The following is a 26,987-nucleotide window of genomic DNA, read 5'->3' on the forward strand; positions in this document are numbered from 1 at the left end:
AGTTATATTTTTTTAATTAGTTATTATAATTATAGTTCTCCCATCCCGGATTTTGCTGCAATTGCGTGTAATCTTTAAGTATGGTTGCAGAGAAGGGAACAAAATAAAATCTACTGTTGTCAAACTTTCGTTGGTAGTAGGAATAGGGCATTCTGAAGGTCTGAATCTGAGGTGTGAAATAGCCTTCACCACCAGGTTGTACTGGATAGCCGTTTTCTCCTATTTTTTCACTTTCGATGCCTTTGCGGAAGATCCACATTCCTCTGGATGCTTGATTTAGTTCCTCTATAGTAGATTTTCCTTCGGCTTCACTCCATCGTAAAAGGTCAAAGTAGCGGAATCCCGGTGCTTCAAAAGCAAATTCCAGACGGCGCTGCATTTTCATCTCTTCATACAGGTCGTTTCCTTCATAGTCCGAAAGACCGGCCCGACGACGAATTTCATTGATATATCCTCTGGCATCCGATTGTCCGAGTTTTATACCTGCTTCAGCACAATTCAGCAAAACTTCGGCATAGCGGACATTAAAATAACAAGTTTGACGTTGGATACCCCAGTTAAATGTTCCATCGTTATTAAATCTGTCAAAATGTGAATATTTCCTTGAGTAATATCCTGTGATTGTTTGAGCTGAAGCTCTGTTAATGGGTGCAACCTCCATTCTGTCCACAAACCGATAACCTGAATGCAGAGAACTGTACTTTAATGTAACTGCCGGATTGGTATTGTCAATCCATGTCTGTATCATATAGCGCTCCTGTTCCGGGCCCATATAAGCCCCGTCGTAGGTGACTGTGGCATAGAATCGTTTGTCGCGGTTCTTGAAGATATCCCGATAATTGGCACTTGAGCCTTCAATCTCACCCTCTTCATTTTTGTGGAACCCCATTGCTTTTGACTGAGATGTTTCCCACCATTTTTTCCACTGACCGTCTGCATCGTCTTTTTGCAAATAGGCATCTACCAGATCCTGGGTGGGGAACAGACCTGAACGAAATTCCCATTTGAACGATGCAGCATCTGTTCCGCCGTAATAATAGTGATCGGGACCGTTTTTAGCTGTGGGGTTAAAGCCACTGCGCTGGTTTTCCTTAAACATAACCGGCCAAATGGATTCCTTACTCATGTGTGCAGTCGTACTTGTGAACAAATCTTCATAGTTGTTTTCAAGACTATATTTACCAATCAGGCTCTTGGATGCATTGTAGGATATTTGATAGTAATGCTGTGCGTCCTTTTCAAATTTGAACAGTCCAGCAGGGTCATCTGTATAAAGATTTTTGGCTGAAGCATCGGCAGCATTGGCGGCATACAATGCTACGCGTGAGATATATGCTGTTGCTACATTTCTATTGACCATGCCAACGTCGGGAGTACCTCCGTAAGCATCAAAAAATTTAACCGATTCGGTCAAGTCTGAAAGAATGTTGTCGAAAATCTCTTCTCGTTTGTTTTGCGGAAGATAGGTATTGTCGTCGATCGTGAGCGCTTTGCTTACATAAGGCACTGCACCCCAATACTTAATCATATCAAAATAGACAAAAGCACGGAAGAAATAAGATTCAGCCAGCAGTTGATTTTTTAAATTTTCTGACAAAGCCGATGACGAGTTGATCTTTTCTATACCCAAATTTACATTATATACTTTTTTGTAGGAATCTGACCAGGGAGCTGAGAATCCGATTATTCCGTTGTTTTCGTCGTACTGCCGCTTGTTGAATGACTCCTGGCGATACGTATTCCAGTCCTGCTCGGCATTTCCCTGACAGTTATCCGACCATTGCTCCGATTGGAATGTGTCGCCCGCCCCGGCAGGTGTCCAGAAATAGAAATTATTTACATACGAACGTGCCAACTGAGGATTAAGCCAGAAGCGCCCCTCGTCGACCTGTGTAGTTGGTTCAATTCCCAGCGGATCGCAGGAAGTGGAGATTCCCATAAATAATAATAAGAAAACCCCGGACATTAAAAATTTATATATATTTCTTTTCATAATTCACTAAGATTTATTATAATGTTACTGTTACCCCTAAAGTATATGAACGCTGCGTAGGATAGCTGCCCAACGTCCCGTTATTATTATAGATAGAAGCTCCGGATGTAATAAATTCGGGATCTTGCAAACCTTTCAACGGGTATGACTTCTTCGTCCACATGAGAGCGTTGGTCACAACAAAACTCAAATCCAGTCCCTGAATATAAGAAACATTCTTCAAGACGTTTCTTTTCATATCGTAGCGTAGGCTGATGTTTTTCAGCTTCAGGTAAGAAGCGTCGAAAGCCCAGATATCTATATAGCTATATCCCCAGCCATTCCCTTCAGGAACCGGGATAGGCAATGCTGCGTTTACATCCGGGTTGCTTGGTGTAAATGCATTCTGGAACGCATACTGTCCGTAGTTCCACATGTAGCTTTGCTGGCTACGGAGAGGTGAAGGCATTGCACCCGATACATTGGTTGCGCCCTGGAAGAAAATTTCGAAATCAAATCCATTCCAGTTTGCACCCATTGTTACGCCAAACTGTGTCAGTGGAGTTGTGCCGGGCTTGTTCAGTGTGTAATAGTCATTAACCCGCCCGTCTCCGTTCAGGTCGACAAGCGCTACGGTTCCTAAAGTCATATTTCGGGAAGCATTGAGCATGGAGTTATACATATCATTCCAGTCTCCGAACTTTCCGTCCGTAGCAAGTCCGAGAGGATATACAGGATGCATCCATCGTTTTCCGATATTATCGAAAGTTGGTGACCACCAGTCGGAACTTTTATCAGTATGGCGGGTTTGGCGTTCATCCCAGTAAGAATAGTTTAGCCCAAGGCGATATCCTACTTTCTCAATTTTGTCTTGCCAGTTGACGGAAACTTCGAATCCTCCCTTACGGGAAGTTGCATAAGGTGCATTGATCTGAGGAATGTTGGGCATACCCAATATATCAGAACGAATCATGTCATCAGTCATATTCATAACATCGCCCTTATTCATATAAAGGAATGCATCGATGGCACCTGTAAGCCGGTCTCTAAACAAACCATAATCCAATCCAACTCCATATTGTGTGCTGCTTGACCAGTGCAGGTCGTTGGCGATGGTGTTTACATACCATCCTACATTCGGATTCATATTTGCACCAAACAACACACGGTTAGTATTTTGTGTGTATTGTGTAAGGAAAGAGAACGGGCTGCCCACTTCATTGCCCACCAATCCTAAACCTCCGCGTAACTTAAACGTGTTTACAATATTGGGATTGATCAGGTTTTTAAACCACGATTCTTGGGAAGCAACCCAGCCTAAAGAAAAAGCCTGAAAGTATCCCCAGCGTTTTTCCGGGCTGTAGCTTAATGAGCCGTTGTAGTTTGCACTGTATTGGAACAGATATTTATTGTCATAATCGTAGGTAAGGCGTCCTATGTATGATGCCGATCCCCATTCCGTGGCATTTCCTTTATTTTCAACCATTTCAGCTCCTAAATCAATCTGTGGGGCAAGAGTGGTAGGGTAACCCCTTTTCTTTGCCGAAGTCCAGTTTTCATGACGTGTCTGACTCTGATAGTTTACCATGGCAGATAAATTATGTTTGCCAAAGGTGCGCGCGTAATCCAACTGAAAGATGCCAGTCAGCAATTTGTATCTGTACCAGTATTGATACATGTTTGCATTAATAGGATTATAGCTTGAAAAACTTGTAGCATAGGGATTATCATATACATTTTCCTGGTCGTGATTAAACTGCCGGTTTGTATTGTAAGTAGTTGTGAAATTTACGCTAGTCGATGCCGATAATCCCTCTACCCAAGGAATAAACCATTTCAAGGCACTGTTCATCTGAAAGCGATATGCTTCTGTATCATTGAATCCGGTATTCAGAAGGGCATCCACAGACCATTTTCTGGGAAGGCCGGTACTCCACACAGGAGGCCTTTTGGGCATCCAGTCGCCATACATTGCATTATTGAAAACACCCTCTCCGCTTGCCGGCTTTTTTTGGTTGCTTGTGTTTCCGTTAAGGTTGAAAGTGAATTTCAGACTTTTGTCTTTCAAAAGGAAAGCATCTGTATTCAGCACAAAGTTTACTTGATTGTACTTGTAGTTTTTACTGACACCTTGTTGATCCATATATCCCAAACTGGAGTAATAGGTTAATCGTTCGCTTCCTCCCCGGAGGCTTACATTGGTCTGGTACATGGGCTGGGTATGGTTGAACATATCCCATGGGTCATACGTGGAAAAGTAATCTTGTATATTGCCGCCTTGGGTCTTGTTGGGATCAAACAAATCGTTGATTTCATCCATGGTATAGGTCATACCGTATTTTTCGTTGACCATACTACGAATATCTTCACGGTTATATCCCTTTTGCCATAAATCGCCCATATAGTACTTTGACAAAGCGGTGTTGTTAAATGTTGGGTTTTCCTGAAAACTGGCAAATTCCACTTCGTTACGTGCTTGTGCATATTCATAGGCGCTCAACCCTTTGGCACGATAAGAAGGGGTCATTATGGAGACTTTTTGATTTGCCGAAATAATAGGAGCACCTTCCTGTCCGCGTTTGGTGGCAATCACCACTACTCCGTTAGCTGCTCTCGGTCCATACACTGCGGTGGCTGAGGCATCCTTCAATATAGACATCGATGCAATATCGTCAGGGCGTAAGCGGTTAAAAAATGCATTACCCTGAGATGATTCCATCACAACATCGTCAATCACGTATAGAATTTTTTCGCCTCCACGAATCCAAATCTTAACATTTTCACCGGGAGCTCCGGAACTTTGTTGTGTGATAACGCCAGTAACGCGACCGCCCAAACCTTCTGAAATAGAAGTGACAGGCAGTTTGGCTAATTGGCTTACATTCACGCTGGAAGCTGAGGCTGTCATGGTTTTGGCTTTTTGTACACCTCCATAGCCTGTTACCACAACCTCCTCCAATATTTCGGTATCCGTAACCAATACAACATTAATAGTTGTTCTGCCGTTCACAGGAATAATTTGTGTTTTCATACCTACGTAGCTGAACTGTAACGAAGCATTGGCTGGTACATTGGGTAATGTGTACTTACCGTCGGTATCTGTTACAGTACCATAACTTGCATTGCCCACAATTGTAATGGTTGCACCGATAACTTCAAATCCCGTATCATCGGTTACCGTGCCACTGATTGTTACGGTTTGGGCTGAAATAGAAAGAGCCATAAAACTCAAAAAAAGAATCAATAAGCCCTTAAAACCTGGTTGATTTTTCCTCTTCATTCTTTTGTTAATTTGAAAATTTAATAATTATTTAACAGATAGATTTTTTTATAATGCAAATATCAAATAGAAGCAAAAATTGGTATTGTTCATAACCTCATTTAGTTAGAAGGATTATATTCAATAGTATGTATATTTTTTTTGGTTTTAAAGAATCCATTCGATAGAAATTTATGTTTAATTTCTGAACTCTAATTCAATGAGAAAACAGTGATTGGTAAAACAGCATGGTACTAATCTGTGCCGTTATGTACTGTCAGTGCTGTGCTGTTTTTTAAGATGATGACAAAAATAGTTGTAAAACAAAAAATATACAAATTAATTTATGATGTTATACAACATATTTGAAAAGGTATTTACAAATAGGTTACAACAAGCGAAGATGGTTAAAATCAACAAGATAGCGCGCTTTGGCTGTTCTTGACTGCAAAAATCAAAAACAAATTGTTTGTTTTACGTGATAGTTTTCATTATAATTAACAAGCTGCTCAAAGCTAAAACAGTTAGGTGGAAAAGTTTTAGAGTACCTTGTAAACAATTGTATAACAGAGGAATGGACTAATATAAAACCGAGCAGGCCTTTTACTGATTTTTTGGTTATTAAGCAAATATTTACAGTAGATTTATTCTTTATTAAATTGAGTCTTTTCGATAGACTATTGTTGGCAGATATTGCTTTATTTTTTCTCCATTCAAAACAAAATTTCCCGCCAAATCTCCCAAGAGATTAAAGTCGATACTAATACAAGGTACACCATTTCCAATAATTTCGTAAAAAGGATTTTCATTATACGCAATCAATCCGAAATCCTTTCCCATTTCCATATTCTTATGTTTGCTCTGTTTGATTACATCAACCACATCTGTTTGCTTGATAATAATATAACAGCAACTTTGTTGTAACTCCTTCACTGCATTGTCCCATATTTCGTATTCAAAGCCATAATCTTTGCAGAATTTGGAAAAGAAAATTTTACTACTTTGAGGGTGCTTATGTTTTTTATTTAAAATATAAACCAGTTTGTTGTACTTTGATAACTCTTTTTTTACAGAAGACAAGGCATTGTAAAACTGCTCATCAAAATCCTGACATACATATGAATATCCGTCTTTGTCGAAATTTCCAAAATCGATCAGTAACAGCCGATTTTTATCTATTTTTTCAAGAGTATTGGAAAATTTTTCATTGTCATAATTCATTACAATGTATTTACTGTATCGGCCATATGATTCATTGATAATGGTATCGAACAGACTCTTATTATACTGGTGAAACCATAAATCAACTTTATAGGTAAGTGGGAGCTTATTTACAAGACTGTTAAAGAGAGCCTCTTTAAACGGTGTGTATTCATCGAGTAACAGGAGAGTATTTGTAGATTGTCTGGAGACGAAATAACTTTTTCCCTGAATGGAATCTATAAGCCCTATCTCCTTGAGTTTTAAAAAAGCTTTAAAGACAGTATCACGTGAAACGCAATATTTCCTGCTTAAGTAGTTGATTGAAGGTAGCTTATCGCCTACCTGAAGCTCTTTTTCGAAAATAGCACCTTGTATATAATCTGTTAGTTGCTGTACTTTCGTTGCTTTATGGTCGAATTTTAGTTCCATAACTTAGATAGAAGTTTTGTATTAACCTGAGAGACAAAGGTATATTTATTATTTAAAAGGGACAAACATTTTCTTATAATTGTGACATATTTATTTAATCCAAAAATGCAATTTCCTTTAAAAAAATCGGGAAACATATCAATCAGTACTTTTCAATTAATTTCTTCCTCTACCTTCTGTTTTATCTCATTTTACTGCTTATTGTAAACTTGCTAATTACAAAGATTCTACGTGAATTTTATTTAAGGGATTTTTAATAACCGTTTTCTGAACTTTAGTTTGTCAACTATTATTTATGGGTGTCTGCTCTAAACAAGTAACATTTTTTCCCTAATTACTAAAAACGGACATGGAGAATTTTAAAGTACTACCACATAAATAACACTTAGGGTGGTGTGAGAGTATGGAAAGCAAAAGTAGGAAGAAAACAATATTGTTTTCTTCCTACTCAATTCATATAAAAGTAGTTTTAAGGTTTATCCCACCAAATCCTACCTTCAGTCTTATCTACTGCTGTTCCATAGTTGGGATCTTTCTTTAGTTCATCAACTGCATTATTGAAGTTTTCAATGTTAGCTGTATTTGGTGTTGGAAGAACCCCTCGTCGTGGAATCAACAACGGATCACCTCCTGTCTTAAGTTCTTCCAAAAATGCGACTCCATTTTCAGGTATGGGTTGAGGTTTGAAAGCCGGTAACCCGGTGCGTTTCCAAGATGCCCATGCTTCTTCTGGGCGCATAAAGAGATTTACCCACTGTTGTGAAGCTATCTTCTCCAAAGTAACCGTTTGGAATTCGGTACGTGAGAGGTAGCTTTCAATCTTTTCAACCGTAATGGGGTTGTAGTTATCACTGTTAGAATTCATAGCAGATGGAACTCCCATTTTTTCAGCCCAAGTCTGATACTGTTCCATTGAAGCGCTAATACCGTTACGGAACCAAGTAAGGGCTTCTTTTCCTCCTATTGCCTTACCTGCTTTTAATGAAATTTCAGCCATCATAAAGCATACTTCTGGATATGTAATTAATGGGGTAAAGAGTGTAATATTATCCTGAGATACATCGTATAAAGCTTGATCTTCTTTTTCACGAACGCCAAGTGTATTGCTGACTTTGCCTCCATTTTTTACATAAAAACGACTTTCTATCTGACTGTTATTTCTTACAGTCATGGTTTGATCTACCCCTTTATCATCAACGTATGAGATGGTGAAATAATTGCTGTTTGACCACAAGCTATTTGTGCTGTCAGGATTAGCCGCCATTCCTACATATCTATCAGTCCATTGAGAGTATTTAGTTTGGTAGTCGGGATAATATTTTTTTAATAAATCGAAGACTTCATCATTCGACGAATTGTTGTTGCCATCGCCAAAACCGTTTCTACGTATCAGAATGGGCAGTCTGGGGTCATCATATTTTTTCAAGAAATTCACAAGAGCACGAGATGCAACATAGTTTGTTGTCAATGCCTGCATATCGTCTGTATTATTATTGTGCTCGTTAGGATGGTGATAAACTGCTGATTCTTCATTATTTGAGATGATGCCAGCAGGGTGCGTTATGGCTTCATTGATAACAGATTGATAAAATGTTTGATCTGCTTTTTCGAGACGTTGAGCCATTTTAATCCTCAAGGTGTTTCCGAATTTAATCCACTTGCTAATATCTCCACCGTAGAAGAAGTCGTTTTTGTCTAAACTGTATTGATTGTCTGTTGAATTTTGCAAAATAGTAATATTTGCCTTGATTTTCTCATCAAATACTTTATATAACTCTTTCCCATTTATATCTTTTTGGTATAAATCGTATCTAGGTGTGGCGATACCATCACTTGCAAGCTTTAATCCTTCGGTGTACGGTGCTGCCCCATAAACATCAAACATCAACCATGCCTGATATGTTTCCAGAATATTTGCAATAGCTGCTACATTTTGATAGCGCTCTTTTTCTGGATTCAATGGAATTACAGTGTTGACCAAATAACGCAGTCGTAATCCAATTTGTCCGAAATAGTCGCTATAATATGGTGTGTATGGAGATGGACGGGATGTTCCTGTGACGTTTACATAATTCCCTGCTGAAGCACCTCCGCTACTAACAATATATTGCATGATTTGCATTACCCCACTGTACTTTCCTGTAAGGTGATGCCGTTGCGAATTATTCCAATTTTCTGTAGCTCCAGTAAAAGCATTTTTCGGATCAACTGAGCCTAACAATTCTGGATCTGTGTTCAGTTCCTTAAAATCCTCTAGGCAGCTTGAAAACAGGAAAAGTGATATTAAACCAATTATAAAATATCTAATCTTGTTCATTGTTATATATTTTTAGAATCTTAGTGTAAAGTTAATAGCATATGTCCTTGAAAAAGGAACTGTACCAATATCCATCGGCGTCAATGGATTATTGTTGGAGATAGAAGCCGGATTCAATCCGTCTGTCAGCTTATTTACAAGATATCCGAGGTTGCGCGCTGTTAAGCCGATTCTAAAATAATTGGCACCAAATTTATTAAGGACATTTTTAGGTAAACGATATCCGATTGTTACTTCGCGTAGTGCGAACCAGGTGTTGTCTTGAATTCCTAATTCAGCGGGCATCCCCCAGCCGTAGTTAAATAGATAGTATGATCCTGCTGGCATCGGACGGATACCTTTGTCGAGTGCTTCTTTATAAGTCAGTCCGCCTACATCAATTTTTTTATCGGGATCGCTCGCTAATGGTGCAGTCTCTCCTTCATCAAATACTGCGTCCAAAGGATACACATCATAAACTGTTTCTCCTTTGAAATTAGTCCTCTGCCAGCCACCATGCTCTTTATCTCGCCCATAAAGTGAAGATTTCAGGGTACCCATGGCGGAGGCGTATTTGTAAGTGTTTGAGAAGAAATTACCACCAACTCGCCCATCAATTAAAGCATAAAAATCAAAGCTTTTATATGAAAATGAAGTATTGAAGCTTAATAGGAAGTCAGGTTCTACTTTACCTAATTCTACCCTATCTCGAATATCTTTGTCAATATTGGTTGTATATCCATAAACAGGTACATTATTGGGACTCCCTGCTTTTCCCCAGTAAGAGATAACAGGCTTTCCGTTTCTTGGATCATTGGGGTCGTCTTCATTATTAAAGCGATAGATTGAAGCACCATAGGGATTGTTATAAGGGGTAGTGATTACTCCAAACTTACCTCCTTCGTAGGCCCATATCTCAGGACCACCGTCATATTGACCCATCAGTTTCCACTCTTTCACGTTTTCATGAAGTTTTTTAATTTTTCCCCGGTTCAGAGAGAAATTGCTTCCCACAGTCCAGCGGAAGTCTGCTGTTTTTATAGGAGTAGTTTCAACCTGCAGCTCAACGCCCTGATTTTGGATGTTTCCAGCATTAATCAATTGATCGCTGGCTCCTGATTCTGTCACAGCTGATACTGTGAGGATTTGGTTTTTTGTATTGGTTTTGTAATAAGCAAAATCTATATTGAGGCGTTCATCAAAAAATCTAAGATCAGCACCTAACTCAATCGATTGTTGAATTTCTGGTTTCAAATCGTTGTTCCAGGCAGTTCCAAGGTTTGGATTTGCGATAAGAACACTCTCTCTGTTGGGATCATACTGAGCGCTTTGGGAGAATACACCAAAACCTCTGGTAGTTGAATAGGCAGATGTACCCATACCTACACGCGAAAGGGACGCTCTCAGTTTACCATATGAAAGCCAGTCAGGAATATCAAATGTGTCAGTAAAAACCCATGAAGCATTAGCTGAAGGATAAAATACAGTATAGTTATTTTTCCCAGTTGTCATATATGATGGGTATGTCAATGTTGATAACCAGTCGTTGCGTCCTGTTAATTCAAGAAACAACTGGTCTCTCCAAGCAAAATTCAGAATTGCCGACAACCCAAAAGCCTGATTGTTCCTTGGTGTATAATCGAATTTAGGTGTTATTCTGTTTGTTGAATTGGAAAAAGCAAAAACAGCGGGAGAAACAAGCCCTCCGTTTGTCTCTTTATTCCAGGAGTGTGATTCTGTGTTCCCATATAACTCAGCAGCCAAGATAGCATCAACAGTAATGGTTTCATCACTCAAATTAAGTTCATTATTCATTGTTTGCAACATTCCAAGAAAGTTGTAAGAGCCAGAGATATTACCACCTCTACCATAGCCACCGCTACCTGTAGGTCCATAGTTTGCACCTGTTCCATAGGATTTCCACATTGTAGAGATACCGTAGTAATTGTAGTTTCCCTGAATACTGGCCTGTAGTTTAGGTGCGATTTTTGCTCTTAATGTCAAATTACTCAACAATGAATTTTCAGAGCGCTCATTTAGGTTCATATCGCGGTTATGCAAATAACCTCTAAGAGTACCCCAAGGGGTTGTGGTTTCAACAGCCTGGTTATCAGGATCTCTATAAAGGCTTTCATAGGCTTTTATATCCATGTTTCGAGGGGTATGATAAGTACTCATCATACCTAAGTTTCCACCCCAATTCCATCCTCCCTGACTTGCTCCATTCTGGGCTTTAGAGAATGAGTAATTCAAGCCTGCTTCTAATGAGAAAACATCATTCAGATCTGTTAAACCTCTAAAAGAAATAGAATGTCTGTTAAAGTTATTTCTTTTGAATACCCCATTATTATCAGTAAATGAATATGACAAGCGAAAAGAGGATTTTTCACCACCTCCGTTGACAGCAACATTAGTAGTACTGTTAAAACCGGATTTATATAGGGCTTTCCAGTTATCAGGATGAGCAACAAACGGAGTGGATTGCCCATGAGGTAAGTACTGATTTATCATAGATCCGTCCATTTTTGGTCCGAAACTTATTGCGGTTTTTTGTAGGGAACCGTCTGCTAGAAATCCACCTTCATATCCATTATGAGGAGAACCTGCTCCATATACGTTTTGCAATTCAATTGGAGATTTGTAGATGTCCGTTGTTTCAAGAATCTGAGATATCTCAACTCCCAGTCCCTGCTTGCCATATTTCCCTCCTTTTGATTTAATAACAATTGCACCGTTCGCACCTCGTGACCCATAAAGAGCCGTTGCTGCAGCCCCTTTCAAGACAGTAACACTTTCGTAATCTGCCGGATTTAAGTTCTTTAGCTGAGATCCCCAGTCAGTTCCATCAAGTGCACCTCGTAAAGGTTCCTGAATAATCATTCCGTCAACAACAAAAATAGGAGAGTTGTTTTTATCTATTGATTTTGCTCCACGAATAGTGATTGAGGAGCTAGAAGTAACGCCAGAGGCGCCCGTCAAGTTAATATCCAAGCCGGCTACTTTTCCTTGCAATGCTGTTATTGGATTAATTGCATTGATACGCTCAATTTCAGTAGTTGATACACTTGATGTTGCATACCCAACTGAGCGCGCCTGCTTTGTTATACCAAGCGCTGTTACAACAACTTCGCTAAGCAATTCCGTATCCTCAGTCATTACTACATTGATGCTGGTACGTCCGTTTACTGGGATCATCTCTGTTTTCATGCCAACATAGCTAAATACCAGGCTTGAATTGCCCGGAACTTTAGTGATCACATACTTTCCATCAATATCAGTCACAGTGCCATGTGTGGCGTCACTTTGAAGAACAATGGTAGCACCAATTATCGGTTCCCCCTTGTTGTCAGTGACCGTACCACGCACAGTAATCGTCTGCGCTGAAATAGAAATGGCCATAAAACTCAATATAAGAGTTATCATGCCCTTAAAACCTGATTGATTTTTTCTTTTCATTCTCTAATTAGTTTGAAAAATTTAATAATTAATTAACAAATTGGCTTTTTCATTATTCAAATATAAATGCGTATAGAAATAAAAAAATTCAGTGCAAGCTAAACCGAAGGCCTAGAGAAAAATTAGAATTTAATTTACCAAAAAATGAGTTTTACAAACAATTTAAGTAATATTGCACTTGCTGGTTGACTTTACAACTCTACACCCTTTATCAGACCTTTGTTATTTCATTATTTAATAGTACTTTCATAAGTAAATTATCAGTTTAAACTGTACTGTTCTGTGCTATAATTACGCGGCAAAGATATGTTTATAAATTATAAAAAACAAATTTTATCTAATAATATGTCCTTTTTTTAAATTATTTGTTTATTTATGATGCTTTATGACGAAATATTCAGTTTATAAAAATTTCCGGATGGACTCTTCACAGGGTCCATCCGGTTTTTGGAAAATCAAAAAGTCATATAAGAAATAGAACTAAAATATTTGTGGTTTTGTAATTTAATAGTATTCGTTTGATGAAATTACAGGTATCGGCATTTCAGATCTTGTTTGTGTCGCCGGTTGATTGTATCTGTATATTACATCATACGTTGTGTCTCCTGTCCAGCCCTTTATCTTAATGGATAGTTTTATCGAGTCTGCTTCAGCAACCCTGAATGGTTTCAGGTCGAAGCAAACGAAACCTTCATAGAGCTTAGAACGTGTACTTTGATAAGAGTTGTGGCGGAATTCAAGTTCTATGGCATCTGGTGATGTCCCAGGGGATAAAGTGTTTTCTACCAGATTGATTGCATGTGGCTTTACACCTCCATAGTTAAACATAAAAGAGACGTTCAAATAATCACCACCAACCCAAACAGCATTTGGTTTTATCGGATCGTCCCCGATGCTGTCTTTATTTTGCTCGTTAAGCTCAATTGCCTGTTTTGTGAGGATATTCCATATATCATTCACTTTTATATAGTGATCATAACCGCTTTGAACATCAGACAGGATTGTATAATTCAAAAATACGCGCTGGTTATATTTAGGAGTATATAACACTGCACTGGCAGCAGGCCAGAGTCGTTTGCCATTGTCAAGCAGCAATGAATATGCGTTTTCACCTTCAGGAACTACTGTGGCTATATCGATTCCGAAGTTCCCAAGCGACTTTGAATTATCGTCGCATGAAATATTGGCTAGAAAAATTCCAACTGAAAATATACCAAGTATTAAAAGCGTTTTTTTCATACAGATTTATTCACTTTATACTTTAACGCAAATTTGCGTTTCATATGTTAGATGTAAAAAGGAGAAAAACGCTGCATGGAAAAATAACAAAACAGGTCATTTAACAATGTTTAACTGTTTGGTATGGATTATATTATATGTATATAAGAGATCTTGAGTTCTTGAATTTGTGATGATATGGCAATCTTATCCATTCGGATATAATTTATGGATTAGATCTGAACGTTTAATATGTTTTAACTCATTAATGATCGAACGCTTATTTTTACGGTCATACCAGAAAAAAAATTGTCGCTGTGCATTTTTCTGATCTTTGGTTTTGGCAGTGTATACCCGTTCCAGTGTATAAGGATGAAAGCCTGTATAATACATTTCAGTGGCCAGAGTCATAGGAGAAGGAGTAAAGTCCTGGACTTGTTCAAGCCTGAAATTCAAACTTTTGGTAATTGCTGCCAGCTCAGCCATATCCTCCTTGCTACATCCAGGGTGTGAGGATATGAAATATGGGATGAGCTGTTGATTGAGATTGTGTTTTTTGTTCAGTTCATCAAAAATACGGTTGAATTGGTAAAACAGGCTGAAAGAGGGTTTCCTCATAATGTTCAACGTTGTATTAGACGTATGTTCAGGCGCAACCTTCAGACGGCCCGAGACATGCCTGGTGAAAAGCTCCTCCAGATATGTCCGTGCAGCGGCGTTACTTGTCTCATCGTTGCTATTGTGAAGCAGTAAATCGTAACGGATCCCGCTTCCAATAAAAGATTTTTTTACTCCAGGCAGGTTGTCAACCGAGCGATAAATATGAAGTAGGGAGCTATGGTCAGTATTAAGGTTGAAGCAGATTTTGGGATGGATACATGACGGTTTCTTGCATTTAGCGCAAATGGACATGTCTTTTCCATGCATCCCGTACATGTTTGCCGAAGGACCTCCCAGATCACTGATATAGCCTTTGAAATCTGGCATTTCAGTAATTTTACCGACTTCTCTCAGGATAGATTTTTTGGAGCGCGAAGCTATAAACTTCCCCTGGTGGGCTGAGATTGTACAGAACGCGCAGCCACCGAAACAGCCGCGATGGAGGTTCACTGAGAATTTGATCATCTCGTATGCCGGAATTTGTTTTCCCCTGTATTTTGGATGTGGAAGACGAGTGTATGGAAGATCGAACGATGCATCTATCTCCTCTTCCTTCATTGGGGGAAAAGGAGGATTTACCACGACTGTTTTGTTATCTGCCTCTTGTAAGATGCGTGCAGCAGACAAGCGGTTGGACTGCTCTTCAACCACGCGGAAGTTTTTGGCCTGTTTCAATTTCTCTTTTTCACACTCTTCATGAGTGTAGAGAACAACCTCTTCGTCAAAAGGATTCTGAGGAACGCTTTTCCCGGAACTGATATAAGCTGTTTGCGGAATGTCATATATTTCTCCAATCTTTCTGCCTTTGCCAATTTCGTGCACCAGTTGTTTCAGCGGCAGTTCACCCATGCCGTATATTAAAAGGTCGGCGCTTGTGCCGGCGAGAATAGGTTTATGCAGCTTGTCGTCCCAGTAGTCGTAATGGCTCACCCGTCTAAGTGAAGCCTCCACTCCTCCAATAATTATTGGGGTTTCGGGATACAACTCTTTAAGGATATTTGTGTAAACGGTAACTGCTCTGTCGGGACGCATGCCAGAACGGCCATCAGGGGTATATGCATCGTTTGAGCGAAGGCGTTTGTTGGCTGTATAATGGTTAATCATTGAATCCATTACACCAGCTGTAACTGCGAAGAAGAGGCGCGGCACACCCAGCTTCCTGAAATCTCGCAGATCGTCTCTCCAGTTGGGTTGCGGAACAATAGCCACACGAAGCCCTTCACTTTCGAGCAAACGCCCTATAACGGCTGTCCCAAATGAGGGGTGGTCGATATAGGCATCGCCCGAAAAAAGTACCACATCAGCATAGTCCCATCCGCGAAGTTTCATTTCTTTCTTAGTGGTGGGAAGCCAGTCGGTAAGCCTGTGCGATACCTGATCCATATTGTTATGATTTGCGTATATTTTCCTTTTTAAGCTTTTTATCAAGTTGTTTTGCTCTCTCCACTGCCTCATGTATATTTGGGCAAATATTCTCTTCACCCACAATCATGGGGATGTATGACTTGTATAGAGATTCGCGTACATTGTCTTTTACTCCTGATAAAATGACTTGAATCTTCTCTTTACGGGAATTTTTACAAAGGTTTTCAAGGTTGTTAAGCCCTGTGGAATCGATAAACGGCACTTTCCGCATGCGAATAATCCGTATATTGGGATGATCACCTATTTCACGCATCTTCTCATCAAACTTATTGGCGACGCCAAAGAAGAACGGCCCCTCAATTTCGTAAACCTCTACACCTTGAGGAAGATACAGAATATCTTCCTTAAAGTCACCCGAGTGCGATTCTACCTCTTTAGAAACATTTATCTTTCCCGTAGTGTGCGATATTTTTGTACTTTCGTTCATTCTCTTCAGAAAGCCAAATATGGCAAGCATCAATCCTACTGCTATAGCAACAGTAAGGTCGAAAATCACAGTCAGGAAAAATGTTGTAAGGAGTATGGCAAGAGTAGATCGTGACTGTTTTGTAAGTGAGATAAATGTGCGCCATTCACTCATATTATATGCCACAACCACAAGTACACCTGCCAGGCAAGCCATGGGTATATGTTTTGTCAGATCACCCAGGAACAACACAATTAGCAAGAGTACAATTGAATGGATAATACCTGCTACAGGAGTTTTCCCACCATTGTTGATGTTTGTCATTGTGCGCGCAATAGCGCCTGTTGCCGGGATTCCGCCGAAAAAAGGTGTTATGATATTTGCAACACCCTGTGCTACCAGCTCCATGTTGGAGTTGTGCTTGTGACCTGTCACGCCATCGGCTACCGTTGCAGACAATAGCGACTCTATTGCACCCAGCATGGCAATAGTGAAAGCTGCGGGAAACAATATGCGGATACTTGTCAGGGTCAATGGTACCTGCTCCACTTCCGGCAACTGGCTGTTGATGACAAATCTGTCGCCAATAGTTTCTATACCGGTTATGCCGCCGTAAGTTTTCATAAGATAAACGGCTATAGTCATTACTATAATGGCTACCAGGGAGCCGGGAATTTTATTCGATATCTTTGGGGTGAAAACGATTATTGCCACACTTGTGAGTGCAATAAGAGCAGCCCACCAGTTCACGGTATTGAAATGTTGGAAATATATAGCCCATTTTTCCAGGAACCCCGACGGCAATTTCGGTGTTGTTAGACCGAAGAAATCTTTCATCTGAGTTGAAAAAATGGTAAGTGCAATACCGCTGGTAAATCCAACTACAATGGGATAAGGTATGAACTTGATTACCGTTCCCAATTTTAAAAATCCCATAAGTATCAACATGGCACCGGCAAGAACAGTGGCAATAGCTAGTCCCTGCACACCGTACTGCTCAACAATACCATATACAATAACAATGAAAGCCCCGGTAGGCCCACCTACCTGTACTGTGCTTCCGCCCAGGAATGAGATGATGAAACCTGCAATAATAGCAGTAATAATGCCTTTTTCGGGTGTCACCCCCGATGCTATACCAAAAGCAATGGCTAACGGCAGTGCTACAACACCTACTATTAATCCTGCCATAATATCGGCAATGAATTTTTCTCTGTTGTAGGTTTTTAGAGACTGATATAGTGCCGGTTGAAAATCGTGTAGAAAATTTATTTGCATAACCTAATATAAAACGGTGCAAAGATAGCAAAAAAAATCATGGAAGGCTAAATTCCCAATTTGGCATTAAAAAACCGCTTGATAATCACGAAATAAAAAAAGGAGCGATTACACAGCTCCCTGTTCAACAAGAATGCAAACACGTTCTGTTATGCGATCTTCACCGTAGGGATTATACCTAACTTTGAGGCTATTGCCAAACATACTGGCGAAAACATTGTATGACCATGCTTTAAAACTTCCCATGAAAGCATCAATTATATGGTATGAAGATGAGTTGGTCTCCCTGTCAACAAGCTTCATTAAAAGTTGTCCCTGTGAACGAGTCAGTTTTTTCATCTTTGGTGTATACTCTGCCTTTAATTCCCTTTCCATTGACTCCAGATGACGCTGTCGTGATTTATCGTTTGGAAGCGTCTCCATATATTCGTACGTTTCCAGGATAATACCTGCGATTTCTTTTGCATAAGGCAGAGTTTTTTTTACATCACGGATAAGTTTGGTGTATGCTATTTGATCTTTTGTGCTTCGGAAGGTTATGGGCGAATATTTTATAAAATCCCTAAGCCACATGCATGCAACGGTATCTTCTCCCAGAATTACAGCGGGATAAACGTTAGGCATTAAATATATAGTAGAGACGGAGCCCTCTGAATCGGGATTCAGACTGGCAGCATAGAATCCCTGTGCTTTTGTCATAAATGGCAAAAGAGCTGTGAACAGCATTACCGGAAATATGTGCAAACGTCTTTTCATAATGACACAAAGATAATGGCTAAGATTAATCTGATCGTAAAAAAAGTCGTTAAGTGTAGTTAATTAAGCTTCGAGTTTTTAGATTGTTAAGTGAATATTTCAGAAAGGGATTAACGAAAAAAAGTAGGAAAGAAAATAAATATCATTGTTTTGAAAAAAAATTGGGGAAAATATCTTACTTTTGATAATAAAAACAACAACAATGACATATTATCATCTGGGTGAAATCGTTCATAAACAGGCAGAGAAATACAGATATAAAACAGCAGTGAAGTATCAGGCTTCTGATGGGAAATGGCTTGATATGTCATGGAAGATTTTTGCTGCAAAAATCATGAAAACAGCTCAGGCAATGGCTGAAATAGGAATAGAACCAGGTGATAATATTGGAATCTATTCGCAAAACATGGAGAAATACCTGATAGCCGATTTTGCAGCTTATGCCAATAATGCGGTTATGGTTCCGATGTATGCTACATCTTCGCCATCGCAGGTGAGTTACATTATTAACGATGCCCGGATTAAACTGCTTTTTGTTGGAGAACAGTTTCAGTATAATAATGCCTGCAAGGTGATGTATGAGTGCCCCACGCTGCGAAAAATGGTTATTTTCGACAGAACTGTTGTGCTGAAGCCCGATGATAAGACATCGCTATTTTTTGATGATTTTATAACTATGGGCGATAATTCCGAGTCGCTGGCATTGGTAAATGCCCGAATGAAACAGCTGAAAGTGAACGATCTGGCAAATATTATATATACATCGGGCACAACCGGTGAGCCGAAAGGGGTTATGCTAACGCATGCCAATTATTTAAAAGCTTATGAGATACATGATATACGAATCACAAACCTGTCGGATAAAGACCTCTCTATGTGCTTTCTCCCTTTGACACATATTTTCGAGAAAGCATGGACATATTACTGCTTATATAAAGGCATTACGGTTGCGGTGAATAAGGAACCCAGTGAAATTAGAAAAACTATCAAACAGGTTCGCCCCACTCTTATGTGCAATGTGCCGCGCTTCTGGGAGAAAGTGTATGAAGGTGTGAAAGAGCAGATGGAGAATACAACCGGTATATCAAAATGGTTGTTTTGCGATGCATTGAAAACGGGACGTAAACACAATCTTGAATTTGTTAACGAAGGGAAAAGGGCCCCTTTTAGAAACCGGTTGAAATTTTTTCTCTATAAACACACTCTCTTTTTTCTTATAAAACGCATCGTTGGTATCGAGCGTGGAAATTTTTTCCCGGTTTCGGGGGCTCCTCTGTCTGATAATATCAATGAATTCATGCAATCAATTGATGTACATATTATCTACGGTTACGGATTATCGGAAACTACTGCGACGGTAAGCTGTTTTCCTGAAAAAGGATTTCGTATTGGAACGGTGGGAAAGGTGATGCCGGGACTTGAGGTGAAAATTGGCGAGAATAATGAAATACTGGTGAAAGGCGATACAGTCACAAGTGGTTATTACAATAAACCTGATGCAACAAAAGCCGCATTCACAGATGATGGTTTTTTCAAAACCGGTGATGCCGGAACCCTGACTGAAGATAATGAAATAATCCTGACTGAACGAATAAAGGACCTGTATAAAACATCAAATGGAAAATATATTGCACCGCAGATGATTGAGACGCGCATTAGTGAAGATAAATATATCGACCAGGTGGCGGTTATCGGTGATAAGCGCAAATTTGTGAGTGCACTAATTATCCCCAACTATGATGCTTTGAAGTGCTATGCCGGGGAGCATGGAATACATTTCGACTCGGTAGAGGAGCTGGTGAGTAACGCCGAGATAAACAATTTTATATTTGGACGGATTGAACTACTGCAATCGCAATTTACATCTTACGAGAAAATTAAACGCTTCACCATTCTTCCAAATCCTTTCAGCATAGAAACCGATGAATTGACCAATACTCTCAAACTGCGCAGGAAAGTGATACTGGAGAAATATTCCGATGTTATTGACAGAATGTATATCTGAACAAATTAATCATAGGGAGCATCAAATAGTGTTGAAATGGCAGAAGCGTAAAGTTTGAAAACGTAACGTTGTGGAAATTTCGGAATTAAATCATTATCTTTGCACCGTTTTTTAAATTGAAGTGGAATGGATTACAATTTCGAAGAGTTGGAAAAACGGTGGCAGAAATACTGGATAGACCATCAAACCTACAAAGTAACTGAAGACAGATCAAAACCAAAGTATTATGTGCTCGACATGTTTCCCTATCCATCGGGAGCGGGGCTACATGTGGGACATCCGCTGGGGTATATAGCTTCTGATATTTTTTCGAGATTCAAAAGGTTGCAGGGCTATAATGTTTTGCATCCAATGGGATATGACGCTTATGGCCTTCCAGCTGAACAGTATGCCATACAGACTGGGCAACATCCGGCTGTTACAACACAGGAAAACATCAACCGTTATCGCGAGCAACTTGATAAGATAGGATTTTCATTCGACTGGAGTCGCGAGGTGCGTACATGTGATCCGGAATATTACAAATGGACACAATGGACTTTCATAAAGATGTTCCATTCCTATTATTGCAACCAGGCGAAGCAGGCAAGGCCCATTTCAGAATTGACAGAAATATTCTCTCGCCAAGGTTCATCAGGATTGGATGTTGCTTGTACCGAACCTCTTGAATTTACAGCAGAAGAGTGGAACAGTAAAACGGAAAAGGAGCAGCAGGAGGTGCTGATGAATTATCGTATCGCATACCTGGGTGATACCATGGTAAACTGGTGTCCGCAACTGGGGACAGTGCTCGCCAATGATGAGGTTAGCGAAGGCTTGTCAATACGCGGTGGATATCCAGTGGAGCAGAAAAAGATGCGGCAGTGGTGTCTTCGAGTATCAGCATACGCTCAACGCCTGCTTGACGGGCTGGATAGTATCGAATGGACTGAATCTCTTAAAGATACACAGCGTAACTGGATAGGACGTAGCGAGGGAGCAGTGATGCATTTCAAGACAGAGCAGGGTCTAACGTTCGACATATTTACTACCCGTCCCGATACCATATTCGGGGCCACCTTCATGGTCTTTGCCCCTGAGAATGAACTGGTAGATCAGCTCACTACCGATAAACAACGTAATGCAGTTCAGGAGTATATAAGCAACGCAGGGAAAAAAACAGAACGTGAACGCATCTCCGACAGATCGGTTAGCGGTGTGTTTTCAGGATCATATGCATTACATCCCTTTACCGGAGAGCCTCTGCCTGTATGGATTTCCGACTATGTGCTTGCCGGATATGGTACAGGCGCGATAATGGCAGTACCGGCACATGACAGCCGCGACTATGCCTTTGCTAAACATTTCAATTTGCCAATAATTCCTATTATTGAAGGATGTGATGTTTCTGAAGAAAGCTTTGATGCAAAGGAGGGGATTATGGTCAATTCCGGTTTTATGGACGGGATGACAGTAAGCAAAGCTATTTCCGCCGCCATCGATGAGGTGGAAAAAATGGGTGTGGGCTACCGTAGAATAAATTATCGGCTGCGGGATGCAATTTTCTCGAGACAGCGTTATTGGGGTGAACCATTCCCTGTTTACTATAAGAATGGAATGCCCTATACGCTGAATGAAGATGAATTACCACTTGAGCTGCCCGAGGTGGACAAGTTTCTTCCCACAGAAACAGGAGAACCACCACTGGGCCGTGCAGAAAACTGGCAAACCAAAGATGGATATCCGCTGGAAATGAACACGATGCCTGGCTTTGCCGGCTCTTCGGCCTACTACCTTAGGTACATGGATCCGTATAATGATAAAGCACTTGTATCAGAAAACGCTAATAACTACTGGCGTAATGTGGATCTATATATTGGTGGAACCGAACATGCAACCGGGCATCTTATATATAGCAGGTTCTGGAATAAGTTCCTGTTCGATGCAGGGGTTTCGTGTGAAGAAGAGCCGTTCAAAAAACTGGTTAACCAGGGTATGATCCAGGGTCGCAGCAACTTTGTATATAGAATAAAAGGGACTAACAGATTTGTTTCATTAAACCTAAAAGATGAATACGACGTGACTCCCATTCACGTAGATGTTAACATCGTACACAACGATCTGCTCGATATTGAAGCATTCAGGAACTGGAATCCCGAATACAAGACTGCAGAGTTTGTCCTTGAGAGCGGAAAATATGTTTGTGGATGGGCTATCGAAAAGATGTCAAAGTCGATGTTTAACGTGGTCAATCCAGATGATATAGTTGGAAGATACGGAGCAGATACACTTCGTCTTTATGAGATGTTCCTGGGACCGTTGGAACAGTCAAAACCATGGGATACCAATGGAATAGATGGTGTTCATCGCTTCCTTCGGAAAGTGTGGAACCTGTTCTACAAAGATGGGGCCTTGTCTGTTACCGATTATGAACCCACAAGGGAGGAGCTGAAATCGCTGCATAAACTTATAAAAAAAGTAACATTTGATATCGAGAACTTTTCTTTCAACACTTCAGTATCGGCATTTATGATTTGTGCGAACGAACTTACAACAATGAAGTGTACCAAAAGGGCGATACTTAGTGATCTGGTTGTATGCCTTGCACCCTTTGCCCCGCATATCTCGGAAGAGCTGTGGCATGCTTTGGGCAATATTACTACCGTTTTTGATGCACAGTGGCCGCAGTGGAACGAGGAGTATTTGAAAGAGGATGCTTTTACCTATGCTGTCTCTTTTAACGGTAAGTCTCGTTATGTTCTGGAGTTTCCAGCCGATGCCACCAATGCTGATATTGAAAAAACTGTTTTGGAGCACCCGGGATCACAGAAATGGCTGGATGGGAAAATACCTAAGAAAGTTATTATTGTTCCCAAAAAAATTGTGAATGTGGTTTTTTAATATGGGGAAATTGCCTGAGTTCAGTCTGAAGAGATTCTATGTGAAGGACTACCTGACAATATTTTTGGGAACCTTCATGTATGCTTTGGGGGTCACTCAATTTATCATGCCGCATAAGTTCGTGATGGGTGGGCTCACAGGCGTTGGTGTTTTGATTAACTATGCTTTTGGGGTTCCTGTATCCATTATGGTGCTTGTTATGAATGCGGTATTGCTGTTGATCGCATTCAGAGTATTGGGATCGGAATTCCTGGTGAAGACAATTGTTGGTGTTGCTTCACTTACATTCTTTATAGGGATGTTCGAAAGCCTTCAGTGGCAACCTATTATGACCAGCGAGCCGCTTATGGCAGGGCTTATTGGGTCTATAGTTGCAGGTGCCGGGGTGGGCTTGGTGATGTCGGTAAACGGCAGTAGTGGCGGCACTGATATAATTGTGCTAGTGATTAACAAATACCGGCATATAACACCCGGGCGTACTATGCTTTTGGTCGACCTTGCAATCGTGGCATCTTCGTTTCTTATTTTCAGAAGTATAGAGACCATTGTTTTTGGTATCATTATTATTGCTGTAATGTCCACTTCGGTTGATTGGATGCTGAATGGTATCCGTCAGTCGGTTCAGTTTTTTATTTTTTCGAAAAAATACGATGAGATTGCCACGCAAATCAATTTACAGCTACACCGTGGCTGCACTGTTCTTGATGGCATGGGATGGTACTCCAAAGAACCGCAAAAGGTGCTGCTTGTGATGGCTAAGGGGAACGAGTCCACATCAATTTTCCGTCTTGTAAAGCAGATCGATAAGAACGCCTTTATTTCGCAAAGTAACGTTGTGGGTATTTACGGTGAAGGTTTTGACAAGATGAAGTAGCGGGTAGCGTGGCTTTATCAACTAAGTAGACTATCGACTTATAAGTTATTCCGCTGTTGATGGACAGGCCTATCTCACAAGTCCTGCTATTTGAATAACCTTCCTGTGCATCCTTAATACCCCGTTTCAGCGGTTTTAGAGCCGAACTGTTAAGTTCAGGATAGAAGAATCCCCGGTCTCCGGCCCATCCGCAACAGGACACATTCTCAGGTACAACCACTTTTTCTGCACATTGTGATGCAATAGCAATGAGTTTCTTTTCAAGATTCATCTTTGTGGAACTGCAGGTAGTATGAATGGCCACTGAGACAGACAGTTTGCTGAAATAGAGGCGGTCGAGCAGGAAATCGTGTATGAATTCTACCTGATCGTACAGCTTTAGCCGTTTATCAAGTGTCTCGCGCATGTGGAGCAGGCAGGGACTCATATCACAAACTATTGGCAGTAAACCCTCGCGACTAACTCTTAACAGAACTTCGTTCAGTTCATTCTCCTTTTTCTGTGCCTGTTCCCAGAATCCTTTGCTACTAAAGGCCATTCCGCAGCAAAGCTTGTCTTTTTCTTCAGGAATGATTACAGTGTACCCTGCTTTGTAGAGTACCGACAGAATTTTCGAGGGCAGATCTTCTTTTTCTGCATAACCGAACGATACTCCTCCCATGGAGCGGGTAATACAAGTGGGGAAATAGACCACCATAGGTGACCCGGCAGAATAGCCAGGGAAAATATTGTTTTTAATCTTTTTACTTCCGGAGGGGGTATGGCGTGTCCATAGAGGTAGAGTTCCGTCACCTAATCTGTAAAGTCCCCGGGCAACTCTATCTATTGATTTATAACCCACTGCTTTTGCGATGAAGTGGGGGATATTTAATAATACGCGTAATAAAGAGGATATTTCCGTTATATTGTTTGAAATAGTATCGGCAATTCTATTTGCCAGCTTACCATTGTTTTGCCACCGCAGTTCCTTTATAAGTTTTCCGGTGTCAATGCCTACAGGACAGGCTATGCTGCACAAACCGTCGGTGGCACATGTTTCGTCCATAGGATAGGAGATTTTTTTCAACTGTTCTCTGATAGAACTCTTTTTTTTGCTGCCAGAAATCGCCGTTCCGGCCAGATGCCGGTATGCCACAATACGCTGACGAGGTGTGAGGGATAGGTTTTTAGAAGGGCAACTGACTTCGCAAAAACCACATTCAATGCATTTATCAATTATTGGATTGGCTTCCGGAATCTGTTTCAGATTTTTGATGAAAACATCATGGTCATTGTTGATCAGCACACCAGGGTTCAGTATATTTCCCGGATCGAATGTATTTTTAATACGCTTCATCAGATTATAAACTTCGAGGCCCCACTCTTTTTCAACAAAAGGAGCCATATTACGCCCGGTACCATGTTCAGCCTTTAGGCTTCCGCCATATTTTATTGCTACCAGCTCGCACAACTCGTGCATGAATGTGGCATAATTGCGAATACCCTCTTTTGTGTTTATGTCGGGAAAAACTGTAAAATGAACGTTACCATCTAGCAGATGTCCCCACATTACTGCGTTACCGTAGCCAGCCCCTTCCAGTAAACTTCGCAAATCGGTTAAAGCATCTCCCAGCAACTCGCCACGAAAGGCCACATCTTCTATAATACATGCGGTATGAGGAGGGCGCGTAGCTGCTGCCGAAGTGAAAAGTCCGTTTCGCACATTCCAGTAGAGATTATAAAGATGTTTGTCAGTAGTGAATTTAATTGGAAAAAGTGTCGGAATGTGTGCCAGCTTCTCTGTTATTTCGTTTATCTGTTCAGACAGTGATTCCTCTTTGTCAGCCGATGTGTCAATCAACAGGGCGGCAGCTCCTTCAGGCAACAATTTCAACTCTTCAGGCATACCTTCTTTCTCTTCCACTGCACGAAGTGCATTCCGGTCCATGAGCTCAGCTGCACTAACCCGGCATCCTCTAAGTGGTATGATTGTTTCACTCACTTCCCGCAGGTTAGCGAAATAGATCATGGCAGTGGCCTTAAGCGGTGCGTCATGTACAGTTTCGAAGGTGGCCTGAGAGACAAAACCGAGTGTGCCTTCCGAACCGATCATAAGGTGTTGTATAATCTGTATAGGGTCGGAGAAATCGATAAGTGAATTCACTCCATAGCCGCAGGTGTTTTTTATTTGAAATTTTTGTGAAATAAGCGATCTGATATTTTCATTTTCTGAAACATCGCGATGCAATTGTTCTAAATCTTTGATTAGTTGCGGGTGAGAATTAATAAAAGTCCGGCTGCTGTTGATGTCGGCAGTATCGAGAAGCGAGCCGTCTGCAAAAATGATACGCATCGACTTTACCGTGTTGTAACTGTTATGCCTGATACCGTAACTCGACCCGCTAGCATTGTTGGCAATAATACCTCCTATTTTTGCAGAATCTATAGATGCCGGTTTTGGGCCAATCTTGCGTCTATATCTCATCAACATGCGATTTGCTGCAGTACCTGTTAGCCCGCAGCCAAATGTAGCTTTGTGCCCATCATCGGCAATTGATGAAAATTCAAATCCACTGCCTGTCTCCATCAGTATTGAATCGGAAATTGTTTGGCCGCTTAAACTGGTTCCGGCGCCCTTGAATGTTACCGGAATGTTTTCATGTTCACAGAAATGCAACAGGCGAATAACCTCTTCTTCGGAATTTACTTTTACCACCGCTTTTGGTATCAGGCGGTAGATCCCAGCATCTGTACCCTTGGTGAGACGGGAAAGTTCGTCAGTGAAAACCTGATTATTAGGAAATATTTTTGAAAGTTTTATTTGAAGTTGTGAAGTTTTCATGTTCCATTCCTACTTTTTGGTAAAGATAGAAGATAAATGCCGGTTTGTG

At 40.6% G+C, this 26,987-nt stretch carries 13 protein-coding genes; 3 read left to right on the forward strand and 10 right to left on the reverse strand.

The genetic code is table 11. The features are described 5' to 3' along the window. Nucleotides 1-16: 16 nt before the first annotated feature. The 9 genes from KDN43_RS04525 to KDN43_RS04565 form a co-directional block, all read right to left on the reverse strand. Nucleotides 17-1,993 (reverse strand): RagB/SusD family nutrient uptake outer membrane protein, encoded by a 1,977-nt coding sequence (locus tag KDN43_RS04525; RefSeq protein WP_238868489.1) that lies wholly within the window; start codon nt 1,991-1,993, stop codon nt 17-19. Nucleotides 1,994-2,009: 16 nt separating this feature from the next. Next, nucleotides 2,010-5,252 carry a SusC/RagA family TonB-linked outer membrane protein gene (locus KDN43_RS04530; RefSeq protein WP_238868490.1) on the reverse strand — a complete coding sequence of 1,081 codons (3,243 nt, stop codon included), beginning with the start codon at nt 5,250-5,252 and terminating at the stop codon, nt 2,010-2,012. Between the two features lie 633 nt (nt 5,253-5,885). After that, nucleotides 5,886-6,863, reverse strand: coding sequence for a winged helix-turn-helix domain-containing protein (locus KDN43_RS04535; RefSeq protein WP_238868491.1), 978 nt, complete (start codon nt 6,861-6,863; stop codon nt 5,886-5,888). A 469-nt stretch (nt 6,864-7,332) separates the two neighbouring features. Continuing rightward, nucleotides 7,333-9,180, reverse strand: coding sequence for a SusD/RagB family nutrient-binding outer membrane lipoprotein (locus KDN43_RS04540; protein WP_238868492.1), 1,848 nt, complete (start codon nt 9,178-9,180; stop codon nt 7,333-7,335). A 12-nt stretch (nt 9,181-9,192) separates the two neighbouring features. Then, nucleotides 9,193-12,615, reverse strand: a complete 3,423-nt coding sequence (locus KDN43_RS04545; RefSeq protein ID WP_238868493.1) for a SusC/RagA family TonB-linked outer membrane protein — start codon at nt 12,613-12,615, stop codon at nt 9,193-9,195. Nucleotides 12,616-13,119: 504 nt separating this feature from the next. Further along, a complete protein-coding gene (locus KDN43_RS04550; protein ID WP_238868494.1) occupies nt 13,120-13,854 on the reverse strand; it encodes a NigD1/NigD2 family lipoprotein in 735 nt (244 codons plus the stop codon). A gap of 186 nt (nt 13,855-14,040) precedes the next feature. Beyond that, a complete protein-coding gene (locus KDN43_RS04555; protein ID WP_238868495.1) occupies nt 14,041-15,876 on the reverse strand; it encodes a YgiQ family radical SAM protein in 1,836 nt (611 codons plus the stop codon). A 4-nt stretch (nt 15,877-15,880) separates the two neighbouring features. After that, complete coding sequence (locus KDN43_RS04560) at nt 15,881-17,602, reverse strand: SulP family inorganic anion transporter (protein WP_238868496.1); 1,722 nt, start codon at nt 17,600-17,602, stop codon at nt 15,881-15,883. Between the two features lie 108 nt (nt 17,603-17,710). Further along, the gene (locus KDN43_RS04565; protein ID WP_238868497.1) at nt 17,711-18,358 is read right to left on the reverse strand and encodes a DUF4294 domain-containing protein; all 648 of its coding nucleotides are present in this window, start codon (nt 18,356-18,358) and stop codon (nt 17,711-17,713) included. Nucleotides 18,359-18,560: 202 nt separating this feature from the next. On the opposite strand from KDN43_RS04565, the gene KDN43_RS04570 reads away from it, so the two are divergent. From KDN43_RS04570 to KDN43_RS04580, 3 genes are all read left to right on the forward strand, one after another. Then, on the forward strand, nt 18,561-20,363 hold the full coding sequence (locus KDN43_RS04570; protein WP_238868498.1) for an AMP-dependent synthetase/ligase: 1,803 nt from the start codon (nt 18,561-18,563) through the stop codon (nt 20,361-20,363). A gap of 126 nt (nt 20,364-20,489) precedes the next feature. Beyond that, nucleotides 20,490-23,243 (forward strand): leucine--tRNA ligase, encoded by a 2,754-nt coding sequence (gene leuS, locus KDN43_RS04575; protein ID WP_238868499.1) that lies wholly within the window; start codon nt 20,490-20,492, stop codon nt 23,241-23,243. Next, nucleotides 23,230-24,117 (forward strand): YitT family protein, encoded by an 888-nt coding sequence (locus KDN43_RS04580; RefSeq protein ID WP_238868500.1) that lies wholly within the window; start codon nt 23,230-23,232, stop codon nt 24,115-24,117. The genes leuS and KDN43_RS04580 overlap by 14 nt, the downstream gene beginning before the upstream one ends. Here the strand turns inward: KDN43_RS04580 and KDN43_RS04585 are convergent. Next, nucleotides 24,059-26,938, reverse strand: coding sequence for an FAD-binding and (Fe-S)-binding domain-containing protein (locus KDN43_RS04585; protein ID WP_238868501.1), 2,880 nt, complete (start codon nt 26,936-26,938; stop codon nt 24,059-24,061). The two genes, KDN43_RS04580 and KDN43_RS04585, sit on opposite strands and share 59 nt — an antisense overlap. Nucleotides 26,939-26,987 lie beyond the last annotated feature (49 nt).

Origin of the sequence: Proteiniphilum propionicum (genome assembly GCF_022267555.1) — a bacterium.
In the GTDB taxonomy this organism is placed as follows: Bacteria; Bacteroidota; Bacteroidia; order Bacteroidales; family Dysgonomonadaceae; genus Proteiniphilum; species Proteiniphilum propionicum.

Bases quoted from the DNA above. Each gene is read 5' to 3' on its own strand.
- KDN43_RS04565 (WP_238868497.1), bottom strand. From the start codon at position 18,358: ATGAAAAGACGTTTGCACATATTTCCGGTAATGCTGTTCACAGCTCTT.
- leuS (WP_238868499.1), top strand. From the start codon at position 20,490: ATGGATTACAATTTCGAAGAGTTGGAAAAACGGTGGCAGAAATACTGG.
- KDN43_RS04540 (WP_238868492.1), bottom strand. From the start codon at position 9,180: ATGAACAAGATTAGATATTTTATAATTGGTTTAATATCACTTTTCCTG.
- KDN43_RS04570 (WP_238868498.1), top strand. From the start codon at position 18,561: ATGACATATTATCATCTGGGTGAAATCGTTCATAAACAGGCAGAGAAA.
- KDN43_RS04535 (WP_238868491.1), bottom strand. From the start codon at position 6,863: ATGGAACTAAAATTCGACCATAAAGCAACGAAAGTACAGCAACTAACA.
- KDN43_RS04580 (WP_238868500.1), top strand. From the start codon at position 23,230: ATGTGGTTTTTTAATATGGGGAAATTGCCTGAGTTCAGTCTGAAGAGA.
- KDN43_RS04525 (WP_238868489.1), bottom strand. From the start codon at position 1,993: ATGAAAAGAAATATATATAAATTTTTAATGTCCGGGGTTTTCTTATTA.
- KDN43_RS04560 (WP_238868496.1), bottom strand. From the start codon at position 17,602: ATGCAAATAAATTTTCTACACGATTTTCAACCGGCACTATATCAGTCT.
- KDN43_RS04530 (WP_238868490.1), bottom strand. From the start codon at position 5,252: ATGAAGAGGAAAAATCAACCAGGTTTTAAGGGCTTATTGATTCTTTTT.
- KDN43_RS04545 (WP_238868493.1), bottom strand. From the start codon at position 12,615: ATGAAAAGAAAAAATCAATCAGGTTTTAAGGGCATGATAACTCTTATA.
- KDN43_RS04585 (WP_238868501.1), bottom strand. From the start codon at position 26,938: ATGAAAACTTCACAACTTCAAATAAAACTTTCAAAAATATTTCCTAAT.
- KDN43_RS04555 (WP_238868495.1), bottom strand. From the start codon at position 15,876: ATGGATCAGGTATCGCACAGGCTTACCGACTGGCTTCCCACCACTAAG.
- KDN43_RS04550 (WP_238868494.1), bottom strand. From the start codon at position 13,854: ATGAAAAAAACGCTTTTAATACTTGGTATATTTTCAGTTGGAATTTTT.